Here is a 16,339-nt window from a genome sequence, read left to right on the forward strand (position 1 = left end):
CTCCCACTCCACTGCAAACCGGGCACGCTCTTCCAACACTCCGCTCGCTCTCCAAGGCATGCCAGACTTCTACACGCCTCCGCTCGACCTCGCGAAAGTGTTACCTATGTCCCCGGTCTAATCTGTTACCCATCTGCCCGGTCTGTACCCATCTATACGGCACGGCTAAAGCCGTGCCCTTAAGCAAAACATTGAGCTTCGCGCGAAGGAGGGACATGCTTTTGTCGCCGACGGATCGCCACCTGGCTGCATTATTCTGTTGTGCCGTCGCGCAACGATCACGGGGCAAACAGCTGCCAGTGCCCCTCGGATACGACGTCCCCGCGCTGCTTCTTCGGGCCCATGCCCCTCTGGAATGGGCGATCATGGGGTATAAGCATCTTGATCATCCTCTGAATCAATTCGGTGTCTGAGCTGATTCCAGAACTTGACGGTGAAATAGTGAATCGACGGACCTTCTGCTTCCTGGCCTCTGCGCTGTTGTTTGCTATGCTTCCGGCATTTGGGCAGAACATCGATCCGAAGGCAGAGGCGAAGTATCCCATCGTGTTTGTTCATGGGAACGGAGACGATGCGGCCAAATGGATAGGCATCATCTGGCTGTTTGAATCGAATGGTTATCCCAAAGACCGGCTCTTTGCCATTCGCTTCTCAAACCCGGCAGCCCGTGCCGACGACACAAAGCCCGAAGCCAATCACTCTTCCACCGTCGATGCGGCTGCAGAGCTGAGCAGCATGGTCACTCGGGTGTTGCTTGAGACCCATAGCAGCAAAGTCATTCTGGTTGGCAGCAGCCGCGGAGGTCTCACGATCCGCAACTACATTCAGAACGGCGGTGGACGGAACAATGTTGCGGTGGCCATTCTTGCCGGTACGCCCAATCATGGTGTCCTTATCTCCACCGCGAACCCTAATGGAGAATTCAACGGTGGCGGCCAATACCTGCAGAACCTGAACCACGTGGGTGAAGGCCGCAGCGAGGTGGTAGAAGGTATTCGCTTTCTAACCCTGCGGAGTGACAAGCTGGACAAGTACGCACAGCCCACGGGGATTGGCCTCGGAGCGCCACAGAGCCAGACTGGAATCAGCTTCGACGGGCCTGAGTTGCGTGGAGCTACGAATACGGTACTTCCCAACCTCGATCACCGTGAGTTGGCGTTCGCGCCGACTGCATTCCGCGAGATGTTTCACTTCATCACTGGCTCTGACCCCAAAACGCTGACGGTTCAGCCCGAGTCTACGGTGGAACTCTCTGGAGTGGTTACGGGATTTGCCGGAACTGCACCTACGAATCTTCCCCTGCAGGGCGTTCACTTGAGGATCTTTGCCGTCGGTGCGAGCGGAACCGGCGATGGGGCTCCCGTGTACAGCACCACAACCGCGGCAGATGGCAAGTGGGGGCCGTTCCAGGCTTCGGCCATACAGCAGTATTGCTTTGATCTGGAATTTGAAGGCCGTCATATCCGCTACTACAAGGCGCCGCTTCCTCGCTCAACAACATTGTTGAATCTGAGGTTTGCACCCGCCCCGCACGATACGGTCACACGCGCACCCGGAACGGCTCTTCTTCTGATTGCACGTCCGGAAGGATACTTCTCACAGGGCCGCGACCCTGTCACAGTGAACGGGAAACCTGTGACGGAGGAGCCGCACGGCCTTCCTATCCAGGATTCTTTCCTGGTTTCTATCCCTGACACGAATGCCGTCTCCATTGCGCTACGCAATGAGTCAATCGTGGCTCGGGCCTCGAAGGACATCGCGACAGAATTGCCCATCGTCGATTTCCTCTGGTGAAAACGCCGCTGCACTCCTCTTTCGGGCTACCCAGCAACAGGGAAAATGCTCTAGCAGGTACCTCGCTAGATGCCGAATAACTTCCGTCTCGCCGGTACTAACAAGGGAGAAAATTCTCAGTCTGCACGACATTTTATCCATGAAACCAGAGAAAAACCGGAGATGAGCCGCATCTGCGCCTGAGCCTGCCTTTGGAATAAAACGTGCATCATAATCCAGTGATTTCATTGCAGGACTTAAACCCATGCATCTGTGGACAGATTACGAAGGCAATACACTTGCCGGATATCCGATTGGCCGGCTGAACCGCTCAGAGGGACGCAACGCCTTTTTCACCACTGCAACCCCCGATGGCCAACGAGCCTTGCTGCGCCTTACGGAGGCGCACTTCGATGAGTCGGAACTCATTGGCCGCTGGCGCAGGATCGCGGCTGTCTCACACTCGAATCTGCAGGCGATCAAGCGTGCCGGCCAGACCACGTTCGACGGTCTGTCGCTGGCATGCTGTCTACTGGAGCCCACGGATAGCAGCCTTTCTGACGCCCTTCGCGAGCAGGTGCTCTCTGTCGATGAGACGAAGGAGGTCGCGGAAGCAGTGAGTGGTGCGCTCGCCGCCCTCCATGCCGCCGGTCTGATTCATGAGCACGTGGATGCAACCAACGTCTTCGCATCAGGAGAGGTCATCAAGCTGCGCAGCGACTGCTGCCGCGATTGCGTCGGCGATTTCGAAGCGGATACTCCTGAGGCACGCGAAGCTCTACGCCAGCGCGACGTTCACGACCTCGGCCTGCTGCTGCTTCGCTGCCTTGGCCTGGATGGGCAAGCGCATACATCCACACGGTTTCCAAAGCCATTCGATCGCATCATTCCGGGCGCGCTCAATGGAACGCTGAGGTCGGAAGATATCGTCGGCATCCTTCAACCGCCGAAGCAAACCCCCGTTGTCCCCGCGGCGCAGCAGGTTCCTGCAGCGGCAACGATGCCGCCGGCCGTCGCTTCAACGACAAGGGATACGGAGCCCACAATCTCTCGCCGGGTTGTTTCGCCCTCTACCCAGACTTCGTCTTCCATCCAGGCTTCGTCTTCCGTCCAGGCTTCGTCTTCCGTCCAGGATGAGCCAGTGCTCGCTCACAACAGACTCCCCTTCACGGAGGATGGCCCAGACTCGGACGCGACCGCGTCGCCAACGCCCGGCAGCGGCTGGGTGGGGAAGCGGCTCCAGATGGGGCTTGACGGTCTGCTTGAGCAATCGCGCCAGCACCTCGGCACCAAATCCATCGGCGCGGATCTGATACGACGGCTCAGGCCGATGAGGCCAAGGCCCATCAGCCGCAACGCCTATATCGCATCGGGTGCCGCTGCGGTCTTGCTGGGAGTAGTGATCTGGGCTGCCGGGGGTGGCAAGCACGAGGTCAACCAACAGGAGGCCAATAAGCCGGAGGTCAGGGAACAGCCCGCGCCGATCGTCCAAGGTCAACCGGCAACCTCGCAGACCACAGCTGCAAAGCAGACTGTTCCAAAGCAGACATCTGCACCGCCGCCGTCGTCTAAGCCCTCCGCCGTTCCTGAAGCTCACCAGGGACAGAACTCATTACTCGCCTCGAGCGAGCGGGCCGGTTGGCACGTCATCGCCTACACGTATAAGTATGAGCAGCAGGCCCAGGCACAGGCCATGAAGCTGCAGCGCAAATACGTGAGTCTCCATCCGCAGGTCTTCACGCCGACGGGACACGCACCCTATTTCGTAGCTCTGGGTAATCCGTCGAACGAGACAACTGCGATGGACCTCCGCAACCGCGCCCGGCAGGTTGGGCTCCCACGCGACACGTATGCTCGGAACTTCTAAGCTGTCTCAGCGCCGTTGCGCGGCGGCGCAACCATTTCGCACCGAAGGTGCGAATGCCTTGCTTAAGGGGACGGCTTTTAGCCGTCCCGTATTGAGTCCCGACGATATGCGGCTTTAGCCCCTGAGGTATCAAGGCTATGCCCTCAGCGGCTAAATGTGAAGTTTCAATAGGTTGTTGTCCATCTGACCGAGAACGGAGAAGCTGAATGTGACGAGCAAGCAGTATCTTCGGAGGCCAGATGGACTATCACCATCATGCCCGTTTGACAGTGCGTGGTCGAGAGCAACTGATAAAGCGGGTTTTGGAAGAGGGCTGAGCCAGCGCGAGGTGGCAGCCGAGCGCAGGCAGACGGTGGGCAAGTGGGTGAGACGGTACCGGCAAGCACCGCTGCTCACCTTCGTTAGCGCATAGAGCTGCGATCCGGCAACCCTGCCCTACCAACTGACACCGGTAAAAAAAGTTGAAACTAAAAGCATATGCTCCTACTCATATTCTGTATGCGAGCATATGCTCGCACATCAAAGGGAGGGGCGTCATGAATGAATTCGAGATTTTGGTGAGCGGAGCAACTGGACGGACCGGGGGAACAGCCATCAATGAATTGCTCAAGATGGGTAGACGCGTGCGGGCTTATGTGCGCGCCGATGACGATCGGGCTGCCGAACTGAGACATCGCGGAGTCGATATCTCCGTAGGGGATTTCACAGACATCGACCAGATCCGTGCCGCTATGGAAGGTATCCGGTCGGCCTATTTTCTTCATCCAATTGCGCCGGGAATTATTGGAGCTGCTGCCTATTTCGCTCAGGCTGCAAAGGAAGCAGGCGTTACGGCAATCGTCAACATGTCGCAGATTTCCGCACGGCGCGAGTCGGCAAGCCATGCTGCGCAGGATCACTGGATCTCAGAGCGGGTTTTTGACTGGTCAGGCGTGCCCACGACACATCTCCGCCCGACCTTCTTCGCCGATTGGCTTGTTTACCCGCATTTTGCGAAGGAGATCTGGGCTAAGAAAAAGATCGAGTTTCCCTTCGCCGACGGACGCCACGCGCCCATCGCGAGCGACGACCAGGGCAGGGTCATCGCCCATATCCTCGCCAATCCCGAGGGGCACGGAGGCAAGACCTACACACTGCACGGACCAGTCGAGATGAACCATACCGAGATTGCTTCCGTCATGAGCGATGTACTCGGTGCAGAGATCGGGTATGCGCCGACAACGATCGAAGAGTTCAGGGAGAAAATGGAGAATCTTTATAAGTTTCCTCCATTCCTGGTGCAGCACCTGGTCGAGGTCGCTCAGAACTATCGAGACGGCATTTTCTCCGGTGTCAAAGATAATGTCGAGACGATCACCGGAACGCCTGCGCTTTCGGTCGCGGCTTTCATCGAGAAATACCGCAAAGCATTCGCGTGATGAGAGTTTGAACAATCAATGGAAATCGAGAGGGTAAAAACGTATGCTGCAGCTCAACCAATCGCTCGGGATCGACCAGTGCTACTGTTTCGCGGTAAGGAAGGCGAGTAGACAGGTCTCACGCCTTTATGACAGCTATCTGGAGTCTGCGGGTGTGCGCATTACGCAATTCCTTACACTCGCTGCGTTGAACGAAGTGGGTAGCGCCCCGGTCAACGCCCTTGCGGAGCGATTGGATATCGAACGCACAGCGATGGGAAAGATGGTTGGTTTCCTTGAGCGTGATGGCTTCGTTACGATCAAGCCGTCACCGACAGATGGCCGAAGCCGCCTTGTGGAACTCACCAGGGAAGGACAGCGCCTCCACGATAAAGCAGCCCCTCTCTGGCGCAAAGCGCAGCACGAATTCGAGGAGCTGAATGGGAAAAATGCTGCGGAGCTGCGGAGGCGACTCAAAAGCATCGCTATTGGCGATGTCACGACAGATGCATCGAAAGGCTGAGCGTCCAGATCAACGGCTGCAACAGTAAAGCCTGCCTGCTCAGCGATGAGCATGGCGACATACGCCTGGAAAGAAATGCGACGCCAAATTGCGCTTTACACGATTACAGTGGATGTGTGCCCCGTTTAACACTCATCCTGGTTCTTCTGCACTGCTGCTTGCATCTCAGTGCTCAGGAAAACATCCACCAAGTGGATTTCAAGAGCTTTACCTATCCAGTAAGCGGACACCTACTCGGTCACAACAGCCTCCAATGGCTTGATGGTTCCACGACCAACCCTAGTAGAAAGCCGATTCTACTAGTGGACGGCAAGGACCTGAGGAAAACCTCCAGCTTCGTGATGGATGGTAAGGAATACGCCCAATACCAAGGGTTCACATTTGAGTTTGTCCGCTATGCCGACCTCACGGGAGATGGTAACGAGGAGGCTATCGTCGACCTTAGGTATTACTCCGGCGGAACGCAAACGACCGACTATGTGTACGTTTACACACTCGATCAGCACCAGCCAAAGCTCCTCGCCTACTGCCACACGGGAAGCAGATCAGACTCCGGGCTCTACGGCGTGTACGGACAAAAGGGGCTGTTGGTGTTTGAGTTGTTCGATCCGAGTAGAAGTGAGGGCGACTGCTGTTCTTCCGGCGTGCTCATCACGCGATACAAGTGGCAGTCTGGCGTTTTCAAGCGAATTGGTTCCCGCGAACGACGGGCAATTCCTCCGCCTCAAGAACAAACGATCAGGTAAATACGAAGTCGACCGGCTAAGTTTCGAGCCGCCTTCAGTCACCTACCCCTGTGGGACGACCAGACCGACTACTTCCGCGCGTTGATTCCTTTCCTCAAGTCGGTCTAGCAATTAAACCGATAGACCGCAGAAGCCTTCAGTGACATGCGGCCTCGCCGCGAAGAGCAAAGAGAAAAGCCCAGGAGAAATCCGGGATCGACCTGATTTCATCTTTCATTTCGCCTGCGACAGGGGCTTCTACATTGGAGACGGATTAGTACTCGTAAGTCGGCTTACAGGAAGGGAGCCGCCCAGCGGATGCGGAGCAGCCGACATTCCATTCGAGTGAAGATGACTCTTTGGGTTACTCGACTCTCAACGCGTCCACGGGGTTGACGGTGGCCACGCGAGAGGCCGGCAGAAAACTTGCGAGCGCTGCTGCCAGAACGAGGATGAGCGGCACGGCCACGAAGCTCAATGGGTCAATAGGGCTGATGCCAAACAACAGTGTTCTCATTAGCCGCGCGACTGCCGCGGCGGCTCCGAGGCCGATGACGACTCCGATTCCGGTGAGCAATAAGGCGGGACGGACGAACATCCAACGGAGCTCGTTCTTCCGCGCGCCGAGCGCAAGACGGATACCGATCTCACGAGTGCGCTGTGAGACGGCGTAGGAGATGACGCCGTAGATGCCGATGATGCCGAGCGCAAGCGCCATGGCTGCGGCGATCCCCAGCATCACGAGTGTGAAGGAAGTGCGCGCGAGAGACTTGCCGTAGATCTCCTGCATGGTCTGCACGGATGCCAGGGGCAGGCTTGCATTGACCGACGACACAGCTTGCTGCATTTCACTCTGCAGGCTGGCGGTTCCGGCACGGTTGGTGTGGATAGCAAAGGTCACGAAGCGCGAGGCCATGATCGCCGGCTGCGGATCATATGGGTTTCTGACCATTGCCGGCCAGTAGACGGTTGCGGGGACCTTTTCGTCCAGGCCCAGAGTATGTACATCTTCTGCGACGCCGATCACCTCCTGCCATGGCATGCTGGAAAACTCGCGTACTTGTTTGCCGATCGCTGCTTGAGCGGAGCCCCATGACTCGCGGGCTAAGTTTTCGGAGACGATGACGCTGGGTCGCAGACTGTAGATGTCGCTCCAGGTGAAGTCGCGTCCGGCGACGAGGCGCGTGCCCATGGCGTGAAAGAAGCCGGGCGAGATGTAGTTGAAGAAGCGGATTGGCGGCTCGGTCGCTCCGTAGTCCTTTCCTTTTAGGTAGAGGCTGTCCCAATTGGGTTGGTTGCCGTCCATGGGCACAGCGCGAGCGAAGCCGACAGAGGTGACGCCGGGGATACCGGCAAGCTTGTCGGTGATGTCGTTCTCGGTGCGAGTGACCATTTCGGAATTGCTGATGAGCTGATCGGGAATCCACGTGCTTACTGTCTGAATGTGTGACGCGTCGGAGAAGCCAGGATCGACATTGTGCAACGCGGCGAAGGTGCGGACCATGAGGAGAGCGCACACCAGCAGCACCAGGGCCATTGCCACCTGAGTGACGACCAGCACGTTGCGTGCGCGATGGCGTTCGCGACTGATGCTGGTGGTGCGCACGGAGCCGTCGAGCAGCGTAGATCTCTGGCGGAAGACGTATTTCCATGTGGGCAGCGAGCCGAAGAGGAGTCCGGAGAACAGTGAAATCGCAAAGGTAAATGCGACGGAACGTGTGTCGAGAGATATTTCGCTGAGACGCGGCAGACTAGCCGGGCCGATGGAGACGAGGAGACGCAGCGCCGCAGCGGCGACGCCAACGCCGAGCACACCGCCGATCAGGCCGAGCACGACGCTTTCCAGCAGCAGCTCGCGGGCGATGCGGGCGCGTCCGGCGCCGAGTGCGGCCCGTATGGAGATCTCCTGATGGCGAGACTCGGCCCGCACCAGCAGCAGATTGGCGACGTTCATGCAGACAATCAGCATGACGACCGCGATGGTGGCCATAACGACCCAGAGCACGTTGCCCACGTCGCCGATGACCTGGCGCTTGAGTGGAGTGAAGTTCGGCGAAATCTTCCACTTTTCGTACCAGTGGGGATTGGTGCCGGGGCCGTTGGACCACGAATCCATCCATAAGGGAAGAAGGCGGGCAATATCGGCATTGGCCTGGTCGATGCCGACTCCCGGTTTCAGCCGGCCAATGCCATTGCAGCAGAAGGGCGCGAGTTTGAGCTGGCTGCGATCGAGCGCGAATGGGACCAGGAGATCGAAGTCCTGATCGACCATGCGGAAGCCACGCGGCATGACGCCGACGATGGTCCTGGTCTGGGCATCGACCTGGATGGCGCGACCGATAACGCTGCGGTCGCCACCAAAGCGGCGTTGCCAGTATCCGTAGCTCAGCATGGCGGTTTTGGAGCCGTGGGGATCCTGATCCGCAGCTGAAAACCAGCGGCCCAGCAGAGGTGGGACTTCGAGCGTCTGGAGCACGCCGTCGCTAACCTGGTCTGCCTGCACCCACTCGGGTTGTTCAACGCCGGTGATGTTGGCGGTACTGGGAGACCATAACCCGATCGACTGAAAGGTTCGGTTGTGCTCGGCGAAGGTCAGGTACATCGATGGAGAGACTGCCAGTCCACTCGAGAAACTGGCGAGCCCGCCTGCGCCCGGCGCGTCAAGGCGCAGCGCGATCAGATGGTTGGAGTCCGGATAGGGCAGCGGCTTAAGGAGCACGCTATTGATCACGCTGAAGACTGCGGTGTTGGCGCCGATGCCGATAGCGAGCGTGAGAAGAACGGTCGCCGCAAAGCCCGGAGCTCTTCGCAGGCGCCGTAGCGTGAGCTTGAGATCGGCGAGGATGGATTCGAGCGTGGACCATTGCCAGACTCCGCGGCTGCGTTCTTCCAGAAGAGTCACGTTTCCGAAGGCCCGAAGAGCCGCTTGCCGCGCTTCGGGCCGCGAGAGGTTTTCGAGACGCATGATCTGCTCGATCTTCTCTTCGATGTGCTCGCGGATTTCTTCGGAGAGTTCGTCGTAGAGTCGCCGACGGCGGAAGATTCGCTCGAACCAGCTCATCGCAGTCTCCTAGGAATTAGAGCATTTCTCCTGTTGCTGGGTATCCCGGAAGGGGAGCGCAGCGGCGTTTTCATTGCGGAAAACGCCCATAGATACGGAATCCCTACACTACACCTACAGGAGAAATGCTCAGGCATTGCGCTTCTGGGGGCCGAGGACCATCTGGATGCCTTCCAGCATGCGGTCGAAGCTGGAGATCTCGCGCTCCAGGTGGAGCAAACCGTTTTTCGTGATCTGGTAGACGCGCACGCGACGGTTGGTCGAAGGCGATACGGTCCACTCGGCCTTGACGAGCTTACCTTTGAGCAGGCGCTGCAGGGCGGGATACAGCGAGCCCTCTTCCACCTGAAGCAGGTTGTTCGAACGCTGCTGGATGTGCTGAACCAGAGCGTATCCGTGCGCGGGTTGGCGGCGGAGGGATTCCAGGATCATCATCTCCAGTGCGCCGGGAAAGAGATCGCGAGATTCGTTCTTGCTGTTTTCCATAAGGCCTTATCGAAACATGCCTAGAGTAAAACAGTAATGAGGAGGCGTCAACTTGGAATTCATCGCAAGGAGACTCTGCGACGGAGTCAATCAATGAAATCAGTGAGACCGAATATGAAGTGAACTTGAGAAATAACTTAAATCAAGGGTTGAGATCGGAACAGAGCAGAAGATAAGAGCCTGCCTGAATGGAATCGGTGCCAGAGACGTCCTGATAGCGAACTTCAGAGATGTCGCCTGGATGGTTCATGAAAGGGGCCAAGTTGGCGGAAATTCTATTCACACGCCATCTGTGAAAGAGGTTGTGGGGGTGGACAGCGGTACAAAGCGGAAGCACCAGTCGAATTTCGCCACTCACATAATCGCCCTCCTGACATCCCGGCGGAAGAGGAACTTCCAGAATCCCACCCGACTCCGATATGGCCTTAATGCCGAAGTCGAGAATGCAAGCCGCCTGTTTGGGGTCATGCGAGACATAGACGACCTCAGCGTTCACGCGGTAGTAGTTGTCAGCGATTAGAACTGCGGACTTCGTCCTTTCTGCAGCCCGGGTCAGCACAGCGTCAGACCAAAAGGTGATTGCGAACCAATCCAACACGTCATTGACGTGGATCTCTTTTGATTCACCATCTTCGATCACCACGCGAAAGAGGTGCAGGTTCCACTCGAGGTTCATAGAAAGGCCATTCTAGGGCGTATCGACAGATTCGGACACCATACTTTGGAATAAATATTTGTGGGTGAACGATTCGAGCGAAGCTCGAACCGGGTGGGAGCCGCGGGCTTCAGCCCGTGGTCTATCGGCTCAATATAGAAATGGGCTTTAGCCCTGGGCTTTTTCCTAACTGAGAAAGAAAGCCCAGGGCTAGAGCATTTCTCCTGTAGGTGTAGTGTAGGGATTCGGTATCTATGGGCGTTTTCCGCAATGAAAACGCCGCTGCACTCCCCTTCCGGGCTACCCAGCAACAGGAGAAATGCTCTAAAGCCCATTTACTTTTACGCCGCTTATCAGCGGGCTGAAGCCGGCTGCTCCCACCCAACTGAGCGGCAAATTGCCTCGCCGAGCTATCCGACCTTCAAAGGGCCGACGACCTGTAGGGAAATTGTATTCATCAGCGTCCTGCCGTCAGGCAGGAAGCAATCCTGTTGTGCGGTAACTTTCGATCAGGTTGTCGTAGAGAGTGATATCTGCCCGGCTTCTTGCCATCAGTTGAGCACCCACGATTCCGGAGTAGATAGCACGTGCTCGCTTCTCGGCATCCCTGGGGCTTGCGACCTTGGCAGCAACCAACGTCTTCTTCAGCCACGCAATGTTGACATCGGCGAAAATCTGAACTTCCGTCTTCACTTCGTCAGGTAGGTCGTCGAACTGCGCCGACATAAAGCTGCAAAGGCAGATGCGATTGCCGTTCTCCAGTGCCCAGCGAAAGGTCTCCGGATAGCGACGCAGTGCTTCCAGCGGCTTTGCTGAGTTCTGCAGCAGAGACTCAAGATAAGCTGCGGCATCCTCCCAGTAGCGCTTTGCCACTGCCGCGGCCAGGTCGGCTTTGCTGGGGAAGTGGTAGTAGATACTCGCGGCTTTGATACCGACCTGCTGGGCTAGATCACGAAAGTTCAACCCCGCATAACCGTGAGCCTGGCCAACAAGCTTCGCGGCGGCCAGGATGTCTTCCCGGGCATTTGCACTCATCACGCACCTCCGCTCTTCTGGATGACAAAAACTTTCTCGATTTCTGAATCTACCATGTGGCAGGTAGAATCTCAAACACTATAACCTGCCAAGTGGCAGGTAGGGAGAAAGCAATGGACACTGAACTGATCTATTCCGACGCAACGAAACTGGCCGAGCTCATCCGCACGCGTGAGGTCTCGCCGGTCGAAATTATGAAGGCACACCTCGATCGCATTGAGGCAGTTAACCCGAAGGTGAATGCGATCGTCACGATCGCCGATGACGCGTTGAAGTCTGCCGAGAAAGCAGAGGCGTCGGTGCAGCGAGGAGACGACCTGGGGCCTCTGCACGGTGTGCCTTTCACGGCAAAGGATTCGATCGACACCGCCATGGTGCAGACCCAACGCGGAACTCCGATCTTCAGGGGGCGAACGCCCGACACCGATGCGACCAGCGTCGCGCGCCTGAAGAAAGCTGGGGGCATTCTGCTCGCGAAGACGAACCTTCCTGAATTTTCCTATGGGATTGAAAGCGACAATCTTCTCACCGGCCGGACGAATAATCCCTGGAATTTGAATCTTACGCCGGGCGGTTCAAGTGGCGGCGAATCCGCGGCGATCGCAGCGGGTATGTCTCCGCTTGGTCTGGGGACCGATCTTGCGATCTCCGTACGTGGTCCGGCAGCCCACACAGGCATTGTCTCGCTCAAGGCGACTCACGGACGAGTTCCCATGACCGGCATCTGGCCGCGTGAGCCGCGCCGTTTATGGCATGTGGGCCCGATGGCACGGAGCATTCGCGATCTATCGTTGGCCTTTGCACAACTCGCCGGACCGGACGGACAAGACGGCTACTCCAGCAGTGCTATCCCGTTTGATAACGGCATCGGTAGTTCCAACAAGCGTCCGCTTCGTGTGGGCTGGTTGGTGGAGCCCGGTTTCGGGCCGATCGACCGCGAGGTCGCGGCGACGGTGAAAGCTGCCGCGGAAGCTCTCAAGGACTTCGGGCACACCGTTGAATCCGTGCGCATCCCTGCACTGGAGCGGGATTTTGCGCTTGACGTGTTCAGCCGTCTGCATGTCCTTGAGATGAAACCTGGATTCGTGGAGACGACGGCCGGCCGCAGCGAGGATGAAGTCTCTTATATGGCCAGGTTTATGCTCTCGTTGCCCGATACGCCGGCAGTGGAGTACATCGAAGCCGTACAGGCGGCGGAGCGGTTAAAGGATGGCTATGCCGAGTACTTCCAGAAGTACGATGTATTGCTCACTCCGGTCCTGCCTGCCCCGTCGTTCAGCCATGGCCAGGGGGAGTTGCTGATCAACGGCCAGGCTGTGAACATCATGGGCATCATGTCCGCGACATCGCCGTTAAACGTGACGGGCCTGCCGGGCATTTCCATGCGGTTCGGTACGAGCCATGACGAGATGCCGATCGGCGTGCAGATCGTTGGTAACTGGCAAACCGAGTCCACGATTCTTCATGTAGCGTCCCTTTTGGAGCAGGTAAGTCCCTTGCGGGATCTGCACCCAAATCTCTAAATAGCACCAGGGAATGGAGCAAGTGGGCAGGGGAGAGACCGCTCCTGCTCACTGGGCCTCCAGATATCGGCACTACTGATGCTCTAGAGCAAGCATTTCTACAGGCAACTCCTGGAGGAGAGCCGCTCATCTTAGAGGGCGTTTGGCTTCTCCCTTTTGAACGACCTGAACCACGCACGCTGACACACAAAAGAAGCGTCATGAAAACCTCCTCAAGCATCCGCCGTCTTATAGACGCGTTTTGTCTTTTCTTCCTGGCCACCGCCGCACAAGCCTTTGCCACAGTCACTGTGAGCAGCCCTGCGAACAACACCACGACTGCCAGCACGACCGTCCAGTATGTCGCCAGCGGTTCGTCTTCAACCTGCTCGGCAGGCGTCTCCGCGATGGGCATCTATGTGGACAATGCTCTCGTCTATCAGGTCGCCGGCAACACCATCAACCAGGCCGTCACCTTGCAGCCTGGCATGCACTATACCGTCGTCGAAGAGTGGGACTATTGCGGGGGAGCATCCACCACGCCCATCAATATCACCGTCACCAGCGGATCGAACCTGAATGGCGTCTCCGTCTCCTCGCCCGTCACGGGAAGCACCGTAGCTTCTCCCGTCGCTTATGTCGCTACCGCTGGTTCCACCAGCTGCGCCGCGGGCATCGCCGCAATGGGCATCTACGTCAACAACGCCCTCGCCTACGATGTCTCCGGGAGCTCCTTGAACACCAGGCTCACACTCCAACCCGGCTTCTACAACACTGTCGTGGAAGCGTGGGACTATTGCGGCGGAGCCTACACCAGCGTTGTGAACATCAACGTCACAGCCTCGAACGGCAGCGTGACTGTCACCTCGCCCACCAATGGAAGCACCGTCGCTTCTCCGGTCCAGTATGTCGCCACAGCTACGGCCGCTGGTAGCTGCGCCCAGGGTGTCGCAGCCATGGGGGTCTACGCCAACAACTCGCTCGTCTATCACGTTAACGGCAGCTCCCTCAATGCCTCCATCGCTCTCAACTCCGGCATCAACAACACCGTCGTCCAGGAGTGGGACTACTGTGGTGGAGCATCCACCACGCCTATTAACATCACCGTCTCCAGCGGATCGACCCTGAACGGCGTCGCCGTCACCTCACCCGCCGCCGGAGGCACCGTTACTTCTCCTGTGAAGTTTGTCGCCACTGCCGGCAGCACCATCTGCGCAGAAGGCATTGCTGCCATGGGCATCTACATCAATAACGGCCTTGTGTACCAGACCAACGGGAGCTCGCTTAACACATCGCTCACGCTCGCCGTCGGTTCCTACAATGCCGTCATCGAGGCATGGGACTACTGCGGAGGAGCTTCTACAGCACCGCTTGCGCTCAAGGTAAGCAACATCGCCATCACGCCCAGTCCCGCCACCCTGGCCATGGGATCCACGCAACAGTTCACCGCCATTGAGACCCTGCCTAACGGCACAAAGCAGGACATCACCTCGCAGGCCACCTGGACTGCCGGGAACACCGCAGTTGCGTCCATCTCCTCCCCAGGTCTTGCCACGGCGCTTGCTGCCGGCTCTACTACGATCACCGTCAGCTACAACGGATCTACCGGCGCCGTCCCGCTCAGAGTCTCCGTTGCACCCGGCACCGGCGTCAACATTCCCACGTGGCATATGGATGCGAATCGCAGCGGCCTCAATGCGAACGAAGCCTCGCTCACGCCTGCCAACGTCAGCCCGCAGACCTTCGGCAAAGTCTTCTCCTACCTGCTCGACGGCTATGTCTATGGCGAGCCGCTGCTCATCTCGAACCTCACCATACGAGGCGCCAAACACAACGTCCTCTTTGCTGCGACCGAGAACGACTCGGTCTACGCGCTTGATGCCGACACCAATATGGCGCCGCTCTGGAAGGTCTCACTCCTCAAGTCCGGTGAACGTCCGTTGACGGGTGGGGCCATCGCACCCTATCTCGGCGTCACCTCAACGCCGGTGATTGATCCTTCTACCCACACGCTCTATGTCGTCTCGACACAGGTTTCAGACACGGGCGCGACCTTCCGCCTGAATGCGCTTGACATCACCACCGGCGCCCAGAAGTTAGGCGGCCCCGTCACCCTGCAAGCCTCGGTGCCCGGAACCAGTCAGGAAGCCGTCAACGGAGTTGTGAACCTCAACACCACGTGCGTGCAGCGCGCCGCGCTCCTGCTGGCCAACGGCAATATCTACATCGGCCTGGGCGGCTGCAAGAGCGGCTGGCTGCTTGCCTACGACGCCACAACCCTCGCGCAGGTCGGCGCATTCAACTCCAGTCCGAACCTCAACGGCGAAGGCACCTACGCTGCCGCGGGCGGCGTCTGGATGGGCGGCGGCGGCCCCGTGGCCGACAGCTCCGGTAACATCTACATCGCCACCGGCAATGGCCCATGGGACGGCCAGACCGCCTATGGCGATTCCGTACTCAAGTTCAGCAGCCAGCTCAGGCTCGAAGACTACTTCACACCCGTTGGCTATCAGTACATGAACTGTCGCGACGCCGACCTTGCCTCCGGTGGGCTGCTGCTCATCCCCGGCGCCGGCCACCTCCTTGTAGGCGGAAAGACCGGAAAGCTCTACCTGCTCGACTCCGGCAACCTCGGACGACAACAGGCCAGCGACGCAGGCGCAACCCAGACCTTCTTCTTCAGCAGCGGCCTCGTGTCGCCATACACCGATAGCTGCACCGATAGCACAGGCACCCACGCAACCAGCATCGTCTCTTACGAGAACTTCGGCACCGCAGCCTACTTCAATAACTCCGCCTACGTCGGCGTTACACCTACTGTCTCTGGCATTCCCGCCGGTATCCGGCAGTTCAACTACGCAGGCACACTTACGCCGGGCTCCATCACTACACCCAATGTCTCGATGAACAGCAACGGAGCCACACCTTTCATCTCCGCTAACGGAAGCCAGAATGGTATCGTCTGGATGCTCGATCAAGGCCAACCTTTGCAGAACCGTGGCAAGGTGACGCCCACGAACGCTACCCTCTTCGCTTTCGACGCCGGCAACCTCGCGAACACACTCTACAGCAGCTCAATGAACTCCGCCGACGTTCCCGGCTACGGCATCAAGTTCACTTCACCTGTCGTCGGCAACGGCAAGGTCTACATCTCCACCGGCCACGACCTCACTACTGCCACTAACCCCATGGGCGAAATCGATGTCTACGCGCTTCACTAGATAGGCGCGGGAGTCGCGCGGATCAGTACCGATAAAGTCGGCTTATTGGTAGCGACTGGCCGCGGCCTCCGCTAAGAGCGTTTATCGTTACTGG

The 16,339-nt window shown here is 58.1% G+C and carries 11 protein-coding genes; 7 read left to right on the forward strand and 4 right to left on the reverse strand.

What is annotated here, in order from left to right:
- Positions 1–441: 441 nt before the first annotated feature.
- The 5 genes from AB4Y89_RS21015 to AB4Y89_RS21035 all read left to right on the forward strand — a co-directional run bounded on the left by AB4Y89_RS21015 (position 442) and on the right by AB4Y89_RS21035 (position 6,306).
- Positions 442–1,794 (forward strand): alpha/beta fold hydrolase, encoded by a 1,353-nt coding sequence (locus tag AB4Y89_RS21015; RefSeq protein WP_442302902.1) that lies wholly within the window; start codon positions 442–444, stop codon positions 1,792–1,794.
- A 244-nt stretch (positions 1,795–2,038) separates the two neighbouring features.
- The gene (locus AB4Y89_RS21020) at positions 2,039–3,640 is read left to right on the forward strand and encodes a hypothetical protein (protein ID WP_442302903.1); all 1,602 of its coding nucleotides are present in this window, start codon (positions 2,039–2,041) and stop codon (positions 3,638–3,640) included.
- A gap of 536 nt (positions 3,641–4,176) precedes the next feature.
- The gene (locus AB4Y89_RS21025) at positions 4,177–5,058 is read left to right on the forward strand and encodes an NmrA family NAD(P)-binding protein (RefSeq protein WP_442302904.1); all 882 of its coding nucleotides are present in this window, start codon (positions 4,177–4,179) and stop codon (positions 5,056–5,058) included.
- Between the two features lie 43 nt (positions 5,059–5,101).
- Positions 5,102–5,560, forward strand: coding sequence for a MarR family winged helix-turn-helix transcriptional regulator (locus AB4Y89_RS21030; protein WP_442302905.1), 459 nt, complete (start codon positions 5,102–5,104; stop codon positions 5,558–5,560).
- Positions 5,561–5,751: 191 nt separating this feature from the next.
- Positions 5,752–6,306: a hypothetical protein gene (locus tag AB4Y89_RS21035; protein WP_442302906.1), complete on the forward strand. Its 555-nt coding sequence runs from the start codon at positions 5,752–5,754 to the stop codon at positions 6,304–6,306.
- Between the two features lie 343 nt (positions 6,307–6,649).
- Here the strand turns inward: AB4Y89_RS21035 and AB4Y89_RS21040 are convergent, their stop codons facing one another.
- From AB4Y89_RS21040 to AB4Y89_RS21055, 4 genes are all read right to left on the reverse strand, one after another.
- Positions 6,650–9,346 (reverse strand): ADOP family duplicated permease, encoded by a 2,697-nt coding sequence (locus tag AB4Y89_RS21040; protein WP_442302907.1) that lies wholly within the window; start codon positions 9,344–9,346, stop codon positions 6,650–6,652.
- 129 nt (positions 9,347–9,475) lie between these two features.
- On the reverse strand, positions 9,476–9,832 hold the full coding sequence (locus AB4Y89_RS21045; RefSeq protein WP_442302908.1) for a PadR family transcriptional regulator: 357 nt from the start codon (positions 9,830–9,832) through the stop codon (positions 9,476–9,478).
- Positions 9,833–9,974: 142 nt separating this feature from the next.
- Positions 9,975–10,508 (reverse strand): hypothetical protein, encoded by a 534-nt coding sequence (locus tag AB4Y89_RS21050; RefSeq protein ID WP_442302909.1) that lies wholly within the window; start codon positions 10,506–10,508, stop codon positions 9,975–9,977.
- Between the two features lie 450 nt (positions 10,509–10,958).
- Entirely contained in the window at positions 10,959–11,522 is a 564-nt protein-coding gene (locus AB4Y89_RS21055) for a TetR/AcrR family transcriptional regulator (protein WP_442302910.1), read from the reverse strand.
- A 113-nt stretch (positions 11,523–11,635) separates the two neighbouring features.
- Between AB4Y89_RS21055 and AB4Y89_RS21060 the strand changes: the two genes are divergently transcribed.
- Positions 11,636–13,045, forward strand: coding sequence for an amidase (locus AB4Y89_RS21060; protein ID WP_442302911.1), 1,410 nt, complete (start codon positions 11,636–11,638; stop codon positions 13,043–13,045).
- Between the two features lie 200 nt (positions 13,046–13,245).
- Positions 13,246–16,245 carry an Ig-like domain-containing protein gene (locus AB4Y89_RS21065; RefSeq protein WP_442302912.1) on the forward strand — a complete coding sequence of 1,000 codons (3,000 nt, stop codon included), beginning with the start codon at positions 13,246–13,248 and terminating at the stop codon, positions 16,243–16,245.
- The last annotated feature ends 94 nt before the right edge of the window (positions 16,246–16,339 follow it).

The sequence above is a fragment of the Terriglobus sp. 2YAB30_2 genome (assembly GCF_052114765.1).
Taxonomy (GTDB): Bacteria; Acidobacteriota; Terriglobia; order Terriglobales; family Acidobacteriaceae; genus Terriglobus.

Bases quoted from the DNA above. Each gene is read 5' to 3' on its own strand.
- AB4Y89_RS21020 (WP_442302903.1), top strand. From the start codon at position 2,039: ATGCATCTGTGGACAGATTACGAAGGCAATACACTTGCCGGATATCCG.
- AB4Y89_RS21025 (WP_442302904.1), top strand. From the start codon at position 4,177: ATGAATGAATTCGAGATTTTGGTGAGCGGAGCAACTGGACGGACCGGG.
- AB4Y89_RS21030 (WP_442302905.1), top strand. From the start codon at position 5,102: ATGCTGCAGCTCAACCAATCGCTCGGGATCGACCAGTGCTACTGTTTC.
- AB4Y89_RS21040 (WP_442302907.1), bottom strand. From the start codon at position 9,346: ATGAGCTGGTTCGAGCGAATCTTCCGCCGTCGGCGACTCTACGACGAA.
- AB4Y89_RS21045 (WP_442302908.1), bottom strand. From the start codon at position 9,832: ATGGAAAACAGCAAGAACGAATCTCGCGATCTCTTTCCCGGCGCACTG.
- AB4Y89_RS21050 (WP_442302909.1), bottom strand. From the start codon at position 10,508: ATGAACCTCGAGTGGAACCTGCACCTCTTTCGCGTGGTGATCGAAGAT.
- AB4Y89_RS21055 (WP_442302910.1), bottom strand. From the start codon at position 11,522: ATGAGTGCAAATGCCCGGGAAGACATCCTGGCCGCCGCGAAGCTTGTT.
- AB4Y89_RS21060 (WP_442302911.1), top strand. From the start codon at position 11,636: ATGGACACTGAACTGATCTATTCCGACGCAACGAAACTGGCCGAGCTC.
- AB4Y89_RS21065 (WP_442302912.1), top strand. From the start codon at position 13,246: ATGAAAACCTCCTCAAGCATCCGCCGTCTTATAGACGCGTTTTGTCTT.